Origin of the sequence: Dactylosporangium sp. CA-139114, from assembly GCF_050955725.1 — a bacterium.
Taxonomy (GTDB): domain Bacteria; phylum Actinomycetota; class Actinomycetes; order Mycobacteriales; family Micromonosporaceae; genus Dactylosporangium.
In genome coordinates, this window is the sequence record NZ_CP192080.1 from 2614485 (window position 1) to 2631196 (window position 16712).

Consider the following 16712-nt stretch of genomic DNA (forward strand, 5'->3'; position numbering starts at 1 on the left):
CGCCTCGCGGGCGCGGACCCGCCGAAGGGAAGAGTGCCCGTGACCCCGCCGTATCCGTTCTCGGCCGTCGTCGGCCTGGCCGATCTGCGCCTCGCGCTGCTGCTCACGGCGGTCTCGCCGGCCATCGGCGGGGTGCTCGTCCGCGGCGAGAAGGGCACCGCCAAGTCCACCGTCGTGCGGGCCCTGGCCGCGTTGCTGCCCGAGGTCGACGTCGTCGCCGGCTGCCGCTTCGCCTGTGACCCGGCCGCGCCCGACCCCGAGTGCCCGGACGGCCCGCACACTCCCGGCGCGGGCACCCAACGCCGCCGGTCCGCCCTGGTCGAGCTGCCCGTCGGGGCCACCGAGGACCGGGTCGTGGGCACCCTGGACCTGCAGCGGGCCCTCGGCGACGGGGTGAAGGCCTACGAGCCGGGCCTGCTCGCCGCCGCGCACCGCGGGGTCCTCTACGTCGACGAGGTCAACCTGCTGCCCGACCACCTCGTCGACCTGCTGCTCGACGCCGCCGCCATGGGCCGCGCGCACGTCGAGCGCGACGGCGTGTCGGTCAAGCACGCGGCCCGCTTCCTGCTCGTGGGCACCATGAACCCCGAGGAGGGCGAGCCCCGGCCGCAGCTCGTGGACCGTTTCGGGCTCGTCGTCGGGGTCGCGGCGCCGCAGGAGGCCGCGCCGCGGGCCGAGGTCGTGCGGCGGCGGCTGGCGTACGAGGCCGACCCCTCGTCGTTCGCCGGGCGCTACGTGGCCGAGGACGCCGCCCTGGCCGCGCGGATCGTCAGCGCCCGGGCCCGGCTCGGGGCGGTGGCCCTGCCCGACGCGCAGCTCGACCGGATCGCGCGGATCTGCCTGGCGTACCGCGTCGACGGCCTCCGGGCCGACATCGTGGTGGCCCGCACGGCGGTCGCGCTCGCGGCCTGGCACGGGCGGAGCGTGGTCACGAAGGCGGACGTGCGCGACGCGGCCCGGCTGGCGCTGCCGCACCGGCGCCGGCGGGACCCGCTCGACCCGCCGGGGGCCGACCGCGACCGCCTCGAAGAGGTGCTCGAGCAGGAGGCCGGGCCGGACGAGGACCCGCCTCCCGGCGACGGCGGCCCGCCCCCGGACGATGACCCGGTTCCGCCCAGCCCGACGGATATCTCGGACATGCCCGACTCGCCGGAGTCGGAGCGGGCCGGGGCCGGGGACCCGCCGCCGCCGGTCGCGCCCGAGCAGCGGCCGCCGGTCGAGCCGAACGATGGTCCCGTTACCGACAAATCCGATTCGCGGGGCGAATCGGACACGGCGGACGTGGGCGCGGGGGACGCGGGGGACCCGTCCGGCGCGAGCGTCGGGGCGCCGGGGCAGCTGGCGTTCGCCGGGGTGCCGTACAAACCGAAGCTGCTCAGCATCGCGGGCCGGGCGAACCGCGAGGCGGGGGCGCACGCCGGCCGCCGCTCGCCCGCCCTGTCCCGCCACGGCCGCGTGGTGCGCTCCCGCGCCCCGCTCGGCGGCAAGCTCACGAGCATCCACGTGCCCGACACCATCCGCGCCGCCGCGCTGCGCGGGTCGAGCCGCGCCGAGGCCCGCGACGTGCGCGAGGCGGTCAAGGTCGGCCGTGAGGCGAACCTGGTGCTGTTCGTCGTCGACGCGTCCGGCTCCATGGCCGCCCGGCAGCGCATGGGCGTGGTCAAGACGGCGATCCTGTCGCTGCTGCGCGACGCGTACCAGCGCCGGGACAAGGTCGGGATGGTCTCGTTCCGCGGCCACGACGCCACGCTGGTGCTGGAGCCGACCGCGAGCCACGAGGTCGGCGTGGTGCGCCTGGCCGAGCTGCGCACCGGGGGCCGCACGCCGCTGGCCGCCGGGCTGCGCCAGGCCGCGCGCACCCTGCACGGCGAGCGCCGCCGCGACGCCCGCCGCCGCCCGCTGCTCGTGGTCGTCACCGACGGGCGCTCGACCAGCGGGCCGGACCCGCTGAGCGTCGTACCGCTGCTGCACGGCGTCCCCGCGGTCGTGGTCGACTGCGAGCAGGGCCCGATCCGCCTCGGCCTCGCCCGCCGCCTGGCCGGGGCCCTGGACGCATCCTGTATTCCACTCGCGAGCCTGGGAGCCTAGTCAGATGCCGCAGGGCAAGGTCGAGAACGTGCCCGACGACGGGCTCACCACCCGCCAGCGCCGCCGCCAGCACGTGCTGGCCGTGCACACCGGGCAGGGCAAGGGCAAGTCCACCGCCGCGTTCGGCATGGCCCTGCGCGCGTGGAGCGCCGGCTGGCCCATCGCCGTGTTCCAGTTCGTGAAGAGCCCGAAGTGGAAGGTCGGCGAGGAGACCGCCCTGCGCGCGCTCGGCGCGACCGGCCAGGGCGGCAGCGTGGTGTGGCACAAGATGGGCGAGGGCTGGTCGTGGATCCAGCGGCCCGGCACCGAGCGCGACCACGCCGCCGAGGCGGCCGAGGGCTGGGCCCAGATCAAGCGCGACCTGGCCGCGGAGGCGTACCGCTTCTACGTCCTCGACGAGTTCACGTACCCGATCAAGTGGGGCTGGGTCGACATCGCCGACGTCGTGGAGACCCTGCGCGAGCGGCCCGGCAACCAGCACGTGGTCGTCACCGGCCGCGACGCGCACCCCGACCTGCTCGAGCTGGCCGACCTGGTGACCGACATGACGAAGGTCAAGCACCCGATGGACGCCGGGCGAAAAGGCCAGCAGGGCATCGAGTGGTAGCGCGGCTCGTCATCGCGGCCCCGGCCTCCGGTCACGGCAAGACCACCGTCGCGACCGGCCTGCTGGCCGCGTTCGCCGCGCGGGGCGAGCGCGTGGCGCCGTTCAAGGTGGGGCCGGACTACATCGACCCCGGCTACCACGCCCTCGCCGCCGGACGCCCGGGCCGCAACCTCGACCCGGTGCTCGTCGGCGAGGACCTCGTCGGGCCGCTGTTCGCGCACGGCTCGGCCGGCACCGACCTGGCCGTGGTCGAGGGCGTCATGGGCCTCTACGACGGGCGCACCGGGGCCGGCGAGTTCGGCTCCACCGCGCACGTGGCCCGGCTGCTCGCCGCGCCCGTCGTCCTCGTCGTCGACGCGACCGCCCAGGCGCGCTCGGTGGCCGCGCTCATCCACGGCTTCCGCACGTTCGGCGACGGCATCCACATCGCCGGCGCGATCCTCAACCGCGTCGGCTCGGACCGCCACGAGCAGATCCTGCGCGACGCCTGCGCCGAGGTCGGCACGCCGGTGCTGGGCGTCCTGCGCCGCCACGACGCCGTCGCCGCCCCGTCGCGCCACCTCGGCCTGGTGCCGGTGGTGGAGCGGTCGGCGGAGGCGGCCGCGTCGGTCGCGGCCCTGGCCGGGCTCGTGGCCGCGAGCGTGGACCTGGACGCGGTGCTGGCCGTGGCCCGCGCCGCCCCGCCGCTGTGCGCGCCGCCGTGGACGCCGGCCGTCGCCGAGCCCGTCGCCGGGGCGCCGGTCGTGGCGGTCGCGGGCGGCCCAGCGTTCTCGTTCGGCTACGCCGAGACCGTGGAGCTGCTCGCCGCGGCCGGCGCTCAGGTGGCCACAGTGGACCCGCTGCGGGACGAGGCCCTGCCCGCCGGCGCCCGCGCGCTCGTCGTGGGCGGTGGTTTTCCGGAGGTGTACGCCGAGCAGCTCTGCGCCAACGAGCCCCTCCGCCGCGAGGTGGCCGCCCTGGCCGCGGCCGGGGGCGCGATCGCGGCCGAGTGCGCGGGCCTGCTCTGGCTCTGCCGCACCCTCGACGGCCGCCCGATGTGCGGGGTCCTGGACGCCGAGGCGGTCATGACGCCCTCGCTCACGCTGGGCTACCGCGACGCCGTCGCCCTGTCCGACAGCGTCCTCGCCCCGGCCGGCACGCGCGTGACCGGCCACGAGTTCCACCGCACGCGCGTCACCCCGGCGACGGGCGCGGCCCCGGCCTGGGCGTGGCGCGAGGGCCGCGACGGCTTCGTGTCCGGCGCCGTGCACGCCTCCTACCTGCACCTGCACTGGGCCGGCCACCCGGGCTTCGCGCACCGCCTGGTGGCGTCGTGCGTCTAGTGCTCGGTCTCGGCGCCCGCCCGTCGACGGACCCGGCGGAGGTGCTCTCGCTCCTGCGCGAGTCACTGTCCACCGGGTCACTGTCCACACTGGACGGCATCGGCGCGGTGGCCACCGTGGACGCCCGCCGCGACCTGGCGGAGTCGGTGGCCGCCGAGCTCGGGTGCGCGGCGGTCTCCTTCCCGCCCGAGCGGCTGGCGGCCGTGGCGGTGCCGTCGCCCTCGGCGCGCGTGTCGCAGGCCCTCGGCACACCCAGCGTCGCCGAGGCGGCCGCCCTGCTCGCCGTGGCCGGCCCCGCGGTGCTCACCGTGGGCAAGCGCTCCTCGCCGGGCGCCACGATCGCCGTCGCCGCGCCGGCGCCCGACGTCGTCGTCGTGGGCATCGGGGCCGGCGGGGAGCTCAGCGCGAAGGGCGCCGCCGCGCTGCGCGACGCCGAGGTCGTGTTCGGCGGCCCGCGCCAGCTCGACCTGCTTGCCGGCGTGGGCGCCGAGCGGGTCGCGTGGCCGTCGCCGCTCGTGCCCGCCCTGCCCGGGCTGCTGGCCGAGCGGCACGGGCGGCGCGTGTGCGTGCTCGCCAGCGGCGACCCGATGCACCACGGGATCGGCACCACGCTGGTGCGCCTGCTCGGCCCCGCCCACGTCACCGTGATCCCGCAGCCGTCCTCGGTGTCCCTCGCCTGCGCGCGGCTCGGCTGGGCGGTCGAGGACACCGACGTCGTGCGCGACGCCGCGCTCCTGCGGCGGTTCCTGCACGACGGCCGCCGGGTGCTCGTGCTCTCGGCCGGGCGGCAGACGCCCGCGGAGGTCTGGCGCATCCTGGAGGAGACCGGGTTCGCCGGCAGCGCCGTCACGATCCTCGAGGACCTCGGGGCGCCGGACGAGCGGGTCCACCACGACCCGGCCGCGGCGCGCCCGCTGAACATCGTGGCGGTCGAGGCGCGCGGCGGCGCCGGGATCGCCGTCGTGCCGGGGATCGACGACGGGCGGTACGACTCCGACGGCCAGCTCACCAAGCGCGAGATCCGGGCCGTCACGCTCGCCGCGCTGGGGCCGCGCCCGGGGGAGCTGCTGTGGGACGTGGGCGCCGGCTCGGGCAGCATCGGCATCGAGTGGATGCGGGCCCACCGGGCCTGCCACGCGGTCGCCTTCGAGCGCGACGAGGACCGGGCCGGGCGGATCCGGCGCAACGCCGAGACGTTCGGGGTGCCCGGGCTGCGGCTCGTGCTCGGCTCCGCCCCCGCGGTCCTGGCCGGGCAGCCCCGGCCCGACGCGATCTTCATCGGCGGCGGGTTCACGGCCCCGGGCGTGTTCGACGCGTGCTGGAGCGCGCTGCGCCCCGGCGGCCGGCTCGTCGTCAACGCGGTCACCATCGAGTCGGAGCGGCTGGTGGCGGAGCTGCAGCAGCGCTACGGCGGGGAGCTCACCCGCCTCGCGGTGCACCGCGCCGCGCCCGTCGGAGGGTTCCTGGGGTGGCGGCCGATGCTCCCCGTGACGCAGTGGATGGTGCGCACGTGACCGTGTACTTCATCGGGGCCGGCCCGGGCGCGGCCGACCTCATCACCGTGCGCGGCCGGGACCGCCTGGCCGCGGCGCCGGTGTGCCTCTACGCCGGCAGTCTCGTGCCGGTCGAGCTGCTGGAGCACTGCCCGCCCGGAGCCCGCCTCGTCGACACCGCGAACCTCGACCTCGACCAGATCGTGGCCGAGATCGTCGCCGCGCACGAGCGGGGGCTCGACGTGGCCCGGCTGCACTCCGGCGACCCGTCGGTGTTCAGCGCGATGGCCGAGCAGCTGCGCCGGCTGGACGCGGCCGGCGTGCCCTGCGAGATCGTGCCCGGCGTGCCCGCGTTCGCGGCCGCGGCGGCGTCGCTCGGCCGCGAGCTGACCGTCCCCGGCGTCGCGCAGTCGGTGATCCTGACCCGCACGGCCGCCCGGGCGACCCCGATGCCGCCCGGCGAGGACCTGGCCACGCTCGCCGCCGCGCGCGCGACGCTCGTGCTGCACCTGGCCGTCCAGCGCATCGACGTCCTCGCCCCCGAACTCGCCTCGCACTACGGCCCGCAGTGCCCGGCCGCCGTGGTCGCCTACGCCTCCCGGCCCGACGAGGTGATCCTGCGCGGCACCCTGTCGGACATCGCCGAGCAGGTCCGCGCGGCCGGCATCAGGCGCACCGCGGTCATCATCGTCGGCCCGGCGCTGGCCGCCTCGGAGTTCCCCGACAGCCACCTGTACTCCACCAGCCGCCACCGGGACTAACCAAGGGCGATCCAGACGTCGTCGAGGGTGCCGTGGAACTGGTCGTTGTCGGCGCCGTCGCCCTTGCCGCCGATGCTCAGCGGCACGGTGTTCGTGATGGCCAGCGTGGCCGGGATGGCGAGCGTGGCGTGCACGGCCCCGTCCACCAGCAGGGTCAGGCTCGCGCCGGCGCGCCGGCACTCGAGGGAGTGCCACGTGCCGTCGGCGATCGAGACGTCGGAGCGCGCCACGTGAATGCCGCGCACGACGTTGTCGGACACGACGCAGCTGGGCCGGCCCGCCTTGCCGTCGACCTGGAGCTTGTACTGCCCGCCCGAGGCCGAGTACCCCTTCTGCAGGATGTTCTCGCCCGAGCCGGTCTGGCCCTTGGCCAGCAGCACCGTCGCGCCGAAGCGGATCGGGTCCGCGCCCGGGTTGAGCTCGGGCGCGTCCGGCGCCTGCAGCACCGCGCGCGGGCACTTCCTGCCGGTGCACTTGGCCGGGAACGCGGCCGCGCGCCCGGTGCCGCGCGCCGGCAGCCTCACCTTGCCCCCGCGGCCGGCGGACGACGTCAGCGTGTGGCCGTGCCCGGAGACGTCGGCGACGGTGCCGCCCTGCTGGGCCGCGTCGAAGTCGTAGCGCGCGATGACGACCGGCTCGCCGGCGGCCGGGCTCGCGATCGCCCCCGAGCCCAGGAGCGGCAGCGCGGCGACCCCGGCCGCCAGCCCGGCCAGATTCCCCCATGTCTTCATGTCCGAAATGTTCCATATTTGCGGGACGCGAAACATCGCATTCCACCAACGGGTCGGTTACTGTACGCGTCTGTTCGTATGACCCACGGTCATCTGGTCGTCTCGCTCGGCAGCGGCTCTGTCAGACTGGAGCGCGTGCGACGGGCGGCGGTGATCGGGGCGGTTGTCCTCTGCGCCCTGGCCGTTCCCGCGCCGGCGTTCGCGCGGCCCGAAGGGGCCAGGGAGGCGTGCCGCATCACCGACCCGGCGGTCACCGAGGCGTCCGGCCTCGCCGCGCTGCCCGGCGGCGGGTACCTCGTGGAGAACGACTCCAACCCCGAGCCGAGCCGGACGCGCCTGTTCTTCCTGGGCCCGGACTGCAAGGTGACCCGCAGCGTGGGCTACCCGACGACGGCCCGCGACCCCGAGGACCTCGCCGTGGGCCGCGACGGCACGGTGTGGATCGCCGACATCGGCGACAACAGCCCGCTCACCGGCGGCTCCGGCAAGCGCCGCGACACGATCGCGCTGTGGACGCTCGCGCCCGGGGCGAAGAGCATGAAGATCCATCGGCTGCGGTACCCCGACGGGACCCCGCGGGACGCCGAGGCGCTGATGATCGACGGGTCGGGCCGCCCGGTCATCGTCACCAAGGACCCCAGCGGCCAGGTGTTCCGGCTCGACACCCCGCTGCCGACGGACAACGCCGAGGGGGCCCCGCTGACCGCCGTCGGCCGCTTCGAGGCCGCGCACACCGGCACCAGCAACCCGTGGGGCTTCCTCGGCGAGGGGTTCGTCACCGGCGCGGCCGTCTCGCCCGACGGCACCCGGGCGGTCGTGCGCACCTACGCCGACGCCTACGAGTTCGACGTGCCCGACGGCGACGTGGCCAAGGCGATCACCACCGGCACGCCGAGGGTGACCCCGCTGCCGGACGAGCCGCAGGGCGAGGCGATCGCGTACACGCCGGACGGCCGGGACTTCCTCACCGTGTCCGACCAGCCGGGGCCGGTGAGCATCCTGCGGTACACCGTGCGGCGCCCGGAGCCGTCGCCCACGCCGGTCGTGTCGAGCCCGGCCGCCGCCCCGAAGCCGAGCCCGGGCGCCGTGGCGGCCGCCGGTCCGGACGAGCGGGGCAAGGTGGCGCTGCTCACCGGGGTCTTCGTGGTGGTGACGATCGGCCTTGTCGCGGGGGTGGCACGGCGGGCGCGGCGGCGATCGAGCGGCCCTGTGTGACGGTCGGCCTGGTCGCGGGGGTGGTGCGGCGGGGAACCGGCCCTCCGGTGTCGACGCGCATCGGCGCGCGTGACACGATCGCTACCGAGGGATCAAGGGGGAGGTCGGAACCGCGGTGGTGCGCATCGAGGTCGAACGGGCGACGACGCGCGACATGCGCCGGCGCAATCGCTCGACGCTGCTGTCCGAGCTGTTCTTCCGGGGACCGCTCAGCCGCCACGACCTGAGCCGCATCACCGGTCTGAGCGCCGCGACCGCCAGCAGTGTGACGGCCGAGCTGCTGCACGAGGGCCTCATCATCGAGGCCGGCCAGATCGAGTCCGACGGGGGGCGCCCCCGCGTGCTGCTGCGCGTCAACCCGGACTTCGGCCGGCTCGTCGGCGCCGACGTCGGCGAGACCGGGGTCAAGGTCGAGCTGTTCGACCTGTCGATGACCCGCCTGGCCACCGTCGACGAGCCGCTGCCGTCCTCGCGCCCCGACCCGTCCGTGGTCGCGGGCCAGCTCGAGGCCGGCATCCGGGAGGTGCTCAAGGACACCGCGGCGCAGGACGTGCTCGGCATCGGCATCGGCGTGCCCGGCACCGTCGAGCAGGCCGACCCGCCGCTGGTCTACGCCCCGACGCTGGGCTGGCGCGGGGTCTCCTTCCACACCCTGCTGCGCGAGCGCGGGATCACCGCCCCGCTGTTCGTCGAGAACGGCGCCAAGACCCAGGGCCAGGCCGAGATGTGGTTCGGCGCCGGCCGGGGCGCGGGCAACGCGGTGATCGTGCTCGTCGGCTCGGGCGTCGGGGCGGCCGTGATCACCAACGGCACCGTCTACCGCGGCGCCAGCAGCAGCGCGGGGGAGTGGGGGCACACCACGGTCGTCTACGGCGGCCGGCAGTGCCGCTGCGGCGCCCGCGGCTGCCTGGAGGCCTACGTCGGCGCCGAGGGCATCCTCGAGCGGGCGCGGGCCCTCGACCCGTCCCGCCCCGCCGCCGGGGGCGAGATGGCCGACGTGGCCGCGCTCGTCGCCGACGGCACCGACGCCGCGGCCGCTACCCTCGACGAGACCGCCGGCATGCTCGGCGCCGGCATCGGCAACCTGGTCAACCTGTTCAACCCCGAGCGCGTGGTCCTCGGCGGCTGGGCCGGCCTGGCCCTCGGCGGCCGCCTGCTCGACAAGATCCGCGCGGCGGCCGGGGAGCAGGCCCTCGAGCACCCCTTCGGCCAGGTCTCGATCGAGCTGTGCGAGCTCGGCCCCGACGCGGTGGCCTTCGGCGCCGCGACCCTGCCCATGGCCGAGCTGCTGCGCCGGGCGTCGCGCCCCTGAGCGCCCATCTGCGGCGCCGGGCGTCGCGCCCCTGAGTGCCCATCTGCGGCGCCGGGCGTCGCGCCCCTGAGCGCCCATCTGCGGCGCCGGGCGTCGCGCCCCTGAGCGCCCATCTGCGGCGCCGGGCGTCGCGCCCCTGAGCGCCCATCTGCCGCGTCTTGCGGCAGTGAGCGACCGGACGCCTCCATCGCCGACCGGCGCACCGACCGCATCGTCGCCGGCGGGCCCACGAGATTCCGCGCTCGTTTCCGTTCGCCGGCACCCCGCCGCGCGACGGCGCGGGCCAGGTCCTCCGGCCCGCGCCGTGGGACCAGGGGGTCGGCTGACGGCCGGCGGCACCCGCCGGCCGCCGGGACGGTCAGAGCCAGAGCACGCGTGACCCGGCGACGAGGTTGTCGTCGTCCGCGGGCAGTTCGGCCGCGACGCCCGCCGGCGGGTGGCTGCCGTCGCGGGCGAGCCGCTGCCAGGAGTCCGCCCGCACGACGAGCTCACGGCCGTCGGGCGAGAGCGTCACCGCATGGACCACGGTCCGCGACTGCGGGGCGACCTGCTCCAGTGTCACGGACTTCTTCGCCAGGTCGACGGTGGCGATGGCGATGGCGCCGAACGGCTGCGTCAGGTCGGGGCTTGTCTGCGTGGTGCAGAAGACGCGGACGTCGTCGATGCGGTGCCGGCAGAGGTACTTGAGCTTCGCCGCCTTCGCGTTGTAGAGCTCCACCGAGGTCACCCGCTTGTCGTTGCCGAACATCTCGCCGACGACGTCGTCCCGGCCGGTCACCGTCACGTCGCTGCGGTGGATGGGCACCATCGGCGTCTCCTGCCGCAGCGCCTGCGGGGCCGCGGGGTCGAAGGTGAACCACGGCCGCGGGTCGACGGTGTTGGCGGGTCCGTCGCTCTTGGTCTCCGCCCAACCCCGGCCGTCGCGGAACCCGGCGTCGCTGAAGCACAGCCCGGCCGGCTTGGGGTGTTCGGCGGTCCGGCTCAACGCGCGGCCGTCCCAGCGGAACACCAGCAGCCGGCAGTCGGCGACGCCGACGGCGGCGGTACCGCCGGGCGCGATGCTCAGCTGGCGCACCCCGGCGGCGCCGGCGACCTCCGAGCGGTACACCGTCCGGCCGTCGGCCGGGTCGAAGACGCTGACCGTGCGATCGCGTTCGCTGAACCAGGCCAGCCCGGACGGCAGGCGTGGCGAGTCGCCGGCGGGCGTCAGGGAGGGGGCGGGCGAGGGGGCGTACGGCGTGGGCTGCGCGCCGCCGCAGCCGGCCGCGAGCAGCGTCATGGTTACCAGGAGCGCGGCCCCGGTGAGCCTCTCGATCGACATGCTGGCACAGTGGCGGCATCCGGCCGCGCCGACAACGCGAAGTCGACATCATGACGGCACGCGATCTTTTACCGCGAGTACACGTGCCGCCTGGTCGTCGGCCGGAATCGGCGTGCGCGCGCCGATCCGCACGAGGCGAGGCCGTCGGTCGTCGCGGCGAACTCCACGCAGCGGGCGTCGGAAGCCCGTTTCGAGCCGCGTGATCAGGTGCGCCGTCCCGGCACGAGCGTGCGCCGCTCGGCGACCAGGCCGCTGGAGCCGATCGACGGACGTTGACGATCCGGGTGGGCCGGCGGACGTGGTCCGCTCGGCGGGGCTGCCATCGAGGAGCCTGGCCGCGGCCAGGTGCGTCACCGGTGGGGTTCGCCTCGTCGGGCCGCGGTGCGCAACCTCCCGCTCACGGACTGCCGCGAGGTTCAAGGGGGCCTTAACGGCACCCCTTTTTTCGCCTCTTTTATTGACGCGTGATGAATCTGGTCATAGCCTGCCCTCAATCTGGAAGGGCGCTTAACAGATAGCTTGCCGCCCGAAGCGGCGCCCGTCCGGGGCCACCCTCATGAAAGGCCTCTCATGGCAGGAACCCGCCTGATCCGCCGCGGAGTGATCGTCGCGGCCGCCCTCGCCGTCGTCGGCGTGGTCGGCGTCGTGGCGATGAACTCCGCGTCCGCCGCCACCGTCGGAGCCATCACCGGCTACGGCGGCAAGTGCGTCGACGTCGCCGCGGCCAGCTCCGCGAACGGCACGCAGGTGCAGCTCTACACCTGCAACGGCACTACCGCCCAGCAGTGGACCGTCGGCGACGACGGCACGATCCGTGCCCTGGGCAAGTGTCTCGACGTCGCCGCGGCCAGCTCCGCGAACGGCACCAAGGTCCAGATCTACGACTGCAACGGGACCACCGCCCAGAAGTGGACCCGCAACAGCGACGGCACACTGCGCGCCCTCGGCAAGTGCCTCGACGCGACCGGGCCGAGCTCGGCCGACGGCACCCCGCTGCAGATCTGGGACTGCTTCGCCGGTGCCAACCAGAAGTGGACGCTGCCCGGCGGCACCACGACGCCGACCTCCAACCCGCCGACGTCGAACCCGCCCACGTCCAACCCTGCGATGGGCGCGGCGCCCTACGCGTACCTCGGCTGGGGCAACCTGCCCGACCCGCGCACCATCATGAGCGCGACCGGCGTCAAGTGGTTCACGATGGCGTTCATCCTCTCCAACGGCGCCTGCGACCCGCTCTGGGACGGCAACCGGCCGCTCACCGGCGGGCAGGACCAGACCATCATCAACAACATCCGCGGCGCCGGCGGTGACGTCGCCGTGTCGTTCGGCGGGGCCAGCGGGCCGTGGCTGGAGCAGACCTGCAGCAGCGCGAGCGCGCTCGCCGCGGCCTACCAGAAGGTCATCAACGCCTACGGTCTCAAGGCGATCGACATCGACATCGAGGGCACGGTCTACAACAACCCGACCCTGCAGCAGCGCACCATCGACGCGCTCAAGACCGTCAAGGCCAACAACCCGAACACCGCCGTCTACGTCACGTTCCCGAGCGACCGCACCGGGCCGGACTCGTCGATGATCAACCGGGCCGCGGCCAGCGGCCTGACCGTCGACGCGTGGACCATCATGCCGTTCGACTTCGGCGCGGCCGGGCAGAACATGGGCAACCTGACCGTCCAGGCCGCCGAGGGTCTCAAGAACGTGGTCAAGAACGGCTACCACTACACCGACGACCAGGCCTACCGGCACTCCGGCATCTCCTCGATGAACGGGATCACCGACGTCGGCGAGACCGTCACCGTGGCGGACTTCCGCACCATGCTCGCCTACGCGCAGCAGCACCACCTGGCCCGGTTCACGTTCTGGTCGGCCAACCGCGACCGGCCGTGCAACGGGGGCAGCACGAACGACGACACGTGCAGCGGCGTCTCGCAGAGCGCGTGGGACTACACGAAGGTCATCGCCCAGTACCAGGGCTAGCCGAGGCTCGGTGTCGAGAGCCTCACGGACGGGTGCCCCGGTATGCGGACGGCCGGGGCACCGGCACGAAAAGGAAACGGCGGGCCGGTCGACTCACCCGGGGCCGGCCCGCCTTTCCCGGGGGTGAGGTAGCACACGTCGGTTGTCGGGTGGCATACATCCGGGATTCAACGGGGCCGCGGCGCGCATAGGTTGCTCTTCGTCCGACGAAGACACTCCGCGTGCCACATGCGGTACCACATAAAGGAATCCCCGATGAAGCGCCTGCTGCCCGTCGTCTGCGCCGTGCTGCTGCTCACCGCCGCGTGCGGCGACGACAAGAAGGAAGCCCCCAAGACCGACTCCGCCCCCGCGTCCGCTCCCGCGGCCGCCGAGTCCGCCGCGCCGTCGACCTCCGCCGGCGCGTCGGCCAAGGCCTCGGCGAAGACCTCCGGCCAGGCCGGAAAGCTCGAGTTCTCCACCGTCGGAAAGCTGACCGGAGAGCTGTTCACCAAGGACCCCGACTGCAAGTTCGGGCAGTGGGACGCCAACTCCACCGGCGTGGAGCCCAAGTACCGCTCGTCCGTCGCGAGCTTCAAGCAGTTCGACTGCTACGAGAAGAAGGGCGACGCGCTGCCGCACCGCGGGCAGCAGGCGCTCTTCGTGGAGTTCAAGGCGGCCAACGCGGCCCGGGCGTACGCGCAGGACCAGGCGAAGTCGTATCCGACGCTCCTGGCCGGCAGCACCGTCGTCGTCGGCGGCACCGGCCTGCAGGCGACGGACATGAAGGCCTGGCTCGAGTCCGTCAACGAGACGATCGGCGGCACGGGCCAGATCGCCGCCTGACGGCAGGAGCCCAGTGGTGGTCCCGGGGGTGGGAACAGCTTTCCGTACCCACCCCCAGAAGGGACCGCAGTGAACCCCTCCACCACACGGCGACGGCCTCGCATGAGGATCGGGCTCGCCGTCTCGGCGACCGTCCTGGCCGCCGCCGGCATCGGCGTGTTCGCCATGACGAGCGCCTCGGCGGCCACCTCCGGCCGGATCACCGGCTACGGCGGCAAGTGCGTCGACGTCGCCGCGGCCAGCTCCGCCAACGGCACGCAGGTGCAGCTCTACACCTGCAACGGCACTACCGCCCAGCAGTGGACCGTCGGCGACGACGGCACGATCCGTGCCCTCGGCAAGTGCCTCGACGTCGCCGCGGCCAGCTCGGCCAACGGCACCAAGGTCCAGATCTACGACTGCAACGGCACCGCGGCGCAGCAGTGGTCGCGCAACAGCGACGGCACCCTGCGGTCGCTGGGCAAGTGCCTCGACGCGACCGGGCCCAGCTCGGCCGACGGCACCCCGCTGCAGATCTGGGACTGCTTCGCGAGCGCCAACCAGCAGTGGGTCCTTCCGGGTGGCACCACGCCGCCGACGTCGAACCCGCCCACGAGCAACCCGCCGAACACCGGCAACCCCGACCTCGGGCCGAACGTGTCCGTCTTCGACCCGTCGATGCCGGCCGCCACCATCCAGAGCCGGCTCAACGCCGTGTTCAACGGGCAGCAGAGCAACCAGTTCGGCGCCCAGCGCTACGCGCTGCTGTTCAAGCCGGGCACCTACAACGTCGACGCCAACGTCGGCTTCTACACCCAGGTCGCCGGCCTCGGCCTCTCGCCGGACCAGGTGAGCATCAACGGGGCCGTGCACGCCGAGGCGGACTGGTTCCAGGGCAACGCGACCCAGAACTTCTGGCGCTCGGCCGAGAACCTGTCGGTCAACCCGACCGGCGGCACCGACCGGTGGGCCGTCTCCCAGGCCGCCCCCTACCGCCGCATGCACGTGCGCGGCAACCTGCAGCTCGACGACGGCGGCTGGTCCTCGGGCGGCTGGATCTCCGACTCGGCCGTCGACGGGCAGATCCGCTCCGGCTCGCAGCAGCAGTGGATCACCCGCAACTCGACTATGGGCAGCTGGACCGGCTCCAACTGGAACATGGTGTTCGTCGGCGACACGAACGCGCCCGGCGGCACCTTCCCGAGCCCGCCCTACACCCGCGTGACGAGCACCCCGGTGGTGCGGGAGAAGCCGTTGCTGTACGTCGACGGCGCCGGCAACTACCAGGTGTTCGTGCCGAGCCTGCGCACCAACGCGACCGGCAACTCGTGGCAGGGCGGGAGCACGGCCGGCGCCTCGCTGCCGATCAGCCGGTTCTTCGTCGTCAAGGCCGGCGCCACCGCCGCCTCGATCAACGCGGCCCTCGCCGCCGGGCAGAACCTGCTGTTCACGCCGGGCGTCTACCACGTCAGCGACACCATCCGGATCACCCGCCCGGACACCGTCGTGCTCGGCCTCGGCCTGGCCACGATCGTGCCCGACAACGGCGTGACGGCGATGACCGTCGCCGACGTCGACGGCGTGAAGCTCGCCGGCATCCTCTTCGACGCGGGCACCGTCAACTCGCCGGTGCTGCTCGAGGTCGGCCCGAGCGGCTCGTCGGCCGACCACTCGGCCAACCCGGTCTCGCTGCACGACGTGTTCTTCCGCATCGGCGGGGCCACGGCCGGCAAGGCCACGGTCAGCCTGCGGATCAACTCGAACAACGTGATCGGCGACCACGCCTGGATCTGGCGCGCCGACCACGGCAACGGGGGCACCGTCGGCTGGAACACGAACACCGCCGCCAACGGGCTCGTCGTCAACGGCGCCAACGTGACGTTCTACGGGCTCTTCGTCGAGCACTATCAGCAGTACCAGGTGATCTGGAACGGCAACGGCGGGCGCACGTACTTCTTCCAGAACGAGATCCCCTACGACGTGCCGAACCAGTCGGGCTGGTCCAGCGGCGGCGGGGCGCAGGGCTGGGCGGCGTACAAGGTCGCGGCGAACGTCACCACCCACGAGGCCTGGGGGCTGGGCAGCTACTGCTACTTCAGCACCAACCCCAGCCTGGTGCTCGGGCACTCGTTCGAGGTGCCGCAGACCGCCGGCGTCAAGCTCCACGACATGGTGACCGTCTCGCTGGGCGGCACCGGCACCATCTCGCACGTCGTCAACGGCACGGGCGCCGCGGTCAACTCCGGCCACCAGGTCGAGAACCTGGTCAGCTACCCGTGACGGGTTAGGCTTGCCCGGTGCCGACTCTGCTCATCCTGGGCGGCACCGGGGAGGCCCGGCGGCTGGCCTCGGTGCTGCCGCCGCCGTACCGCGTGATCTCCTCCCTCGCCGGCCGCGTCGCCGACCCGGCCCTGCCGGCGGGGGAGGTCCGCATCGGCGGCTTCGGCGGGCCCGCCGGGCTCGCGGCCTACCTGCGCGCCGAGCGCATCGACACGGTGGTCGACGCCACCCACCCCTTCGCCGCCCGGATCTCCGCGAACGCGGCCCTCGCGTGCGCCGAGACGCACGTCCCGCTGCTCGTGCTGCGCCGGCCCGGCTATGCGGTCGCGGGCCACCGGGTCCCGTCGCTCGAGGCCGCCGCCGAGCTGCTGCCGTCGCTGGGCCGGCGGGTCTTCCTCACCACCGGCCGGCAGAGCATCGGCCACTTCCGCGACCCCGGGAGCCACTACCTGCTGCGGTGCGTGGACGAGCCCGACGAGGTGCCGTCCAATGTGGACGTCATCCGGGACCGGGGACCGTTCACGGTGGACGGCGAGATCGAGCTCATGCGGCGGCACCGCATCGAGGTCCTCGTCACCAAGGACAGCGGCGGCGCCATGACGGCCGCGAAGCTCGAGGCCGCCGAGCGCCTGGGGATCCCGGTGGTCGTCGTCGACCGGCCGCCGGTCACCCCGGGCGTCCCCGTGTTCGACTCCGTCGAGGCGGTCGCCGCGCGCCTGCTGCGGGTGGAACCGCCCCGCTGATGCCCGCCCGCTTCAGGGGTGCGCCCGGCGTCCGGGCGCACCCCCGCTGCTGGCGATC

General features: G+C 74.4%; 13 protein-coding genes. 11 read left to right on the forward strand and 2 right to left on the reverse strand.

All coding sequences use genetic code 11. From position 1 onward, the window contains the following. Positions 1-39 precede the first annotated feature (39 nt). Genes ACQP2P_RS11860 through cobM form a run of 5 tightly spaced genes read left to right on the forward strand, consistent with a single transcriptional unit; the run spans position 40 to position 6271 of the window. The gene (locus tag ACQP2P_RS11860) at positions 40-2088 is read left to right on the forward strand and encodes a VWA domain-containing protein (protein WP_433615530.1); all 2049 of its coding nucleotides are present in this window, start codon (positions 40-42) and stop codon (positions 2086-2088) included. A 4-nt stretch (positions 2089-2092) separates the two neighbouring features. Beyond that, on the forward strand, positions 2093-2695 hold the full coding sequence (cobO, locus tag ACQP2P_RS11865) for a cob(I)yrinic acid a,c-diamide adenosyltransferase (protein ID WP_433615531.1): 603 nt from the start codon (positions 2093-2095) through the stop codon (positions 2693-2695). Continuing rightward, entirely contained in the window at positions 2689-4017 is a 1329-nt protein-coding gene (locus tag ACQP2P_RS11870; RefSeq protein ID WP_433615533.1) for a cobyrinate a,c-diamide synthase, read from the forward strand. The genes cobO and ACQP2P_RS11870 overlap by 7 nt, the downstream gene beginning before the upstream one ends. Further along, on the forward strand, positions 4008-5531 hold the full coding sequence (cbiE, locus tag ACQP2P_RS11875; RefSeq protein WP_433615534.1) for a precorrin-6y C5,15-methyltransferase (decarboxylating) subunit CbiE: 1524 nt from the start codon (positions 4008-4010) through the stop codon (positions 5529-5531). Before ACQP2P_RS11870 ends, cbiE begins: the two co-directional genes overlap by 10 nt. Beyond that, the gene (gene cobM, locus ACQP2P_RS11880; RefSeq protein ID WP_433615536.1) at positions 5528-6271 is read left to right on the forward strand and encodes a precorrin-4 C(11)-methyltransferase; all 744 of its coding nucleotides are present in this window, start codon (positions 5528-5530) and stop codon (positions 6269-6271) included. Before cbiE ends, cobM begins: the two co-directional genes overlap by 4 nt. Here cobM and ACQP2P_RS11885 read toward each other — a convergent pair. Continuing rightward, positions 6268-7002 (reverse strand): LamG-like jellyroll fold domain-containing protein, encoded by a 735-nt coding sequence (locus ACQP2P_RS11885; protein WP_433615538.1) that lies wholly within the window; start codon positions 7000-7002, stop codon positions 6268-6270. The genes cobM and ACQP2P_RS11885 overlap by 4 nt on opposite strands. Positions 7003-7137: 135 nt before the next feature. Here ACQP2P_RS11885 and ACQP2P_RS11890 point away from each other — a divergent pair, with 135 nt between their 5' ends. Together ACQP2P_RS11890 and ACQP2P_RS11895 are read left to right on the forward strand one after the other, a co-directional pair. Further along, positions 7138-8217 carry a hypothetical protein gene (locus tag ACQP2P_RS11890; protein ID WP_433615539.1) on the forward strand — a complete coding sequence of 360 codons (1080 nt, stop codon included), beginning with the start codon at positions 7138-7140 and terminating at the stop codon, positions 8215-8217. Between the two features lie 115 nt (positions 8218-8332). Further along, positions 8333-9529, forward strand: coding sequence for an ROK family protein (locus ACQP2P_RS11895; RefSeq protein WP_433615541.1), 1197 nt, complete (start codon positions 8333-8335; stop codon positions 9527-9529). Positions 9530-9887: 358 nt separating this feature from the next. On the opposite strand, the gene ACQP2P_RS11900 is transcribed toward ACQP2P_RS11895, so the two are convergent. Continuing rightward, a complete protein-coding gene (locus tag ACQP2P_RS11900) occupies positions 9888-10850 on the reverse strand; it encodes a hypothetical protein (RefSeq protein ID WP_433615542.1) in 963 nt (320 codons plus the stop codon). A gap of 570 nt (positions 10851-11420) precedes the next feature. On the opposite strand from ACQP2P_RS11900, the gene ACQP2P_RS11905 reads away from it, so the two are divergent. From ACQP2P_RS11905 to ACQP2P_RS11920, 4 genes are all read left to right on the forward strand, one after another. Then, positions 11421-12827, forward strand: coding sequence for a ricin-type beta-trefoil lectin domain protein (locus ACQP2P_RS11905; protein WP_433615544.1), 1407 nt, complete (start codon positions 11421-11423; stop codon positions 12825-12827). Positions 12828-13082: 255 nt separating this feature from the next. Next, the gene (locus ACQP2P_RS11910) at positions 13083-13652 is read left to right on the forward strand and encodes a hypothetical protein (protein ID WP_433615546.1); all 570 of its coding nucleotides are present in this window, start codon (positions 13083-13085) and stop codon (positions 13650-13652) included. 102 nt (positions 13653-13754) lie between these two features. Beyond that, complete coding sequence (locus ACQP2P_RS11915; RefSeq protein ID WP_433615547.1) at positions 13755-15911, forward strand: ricin-type beta-trefoil lectin domain protein; 2157 nt, start codon at positions 13755-13757, stop codon at positions 15909-15911. A gap of 17 nt (positions 15912-15928) precedes the next feature. Next, positions 15929-16654 (forward strand): cobalt-precorrin-6A reductase, encoded by a 726-nt coding sequence (locus tag ACQP2P_RS11920; protein WP_433615549.1) that lies wholly within the window; start codon positions 15929-15931, stop codon positions 16652-16654. Positions 16655-16712: the final 58 nt, after the last annotated feature.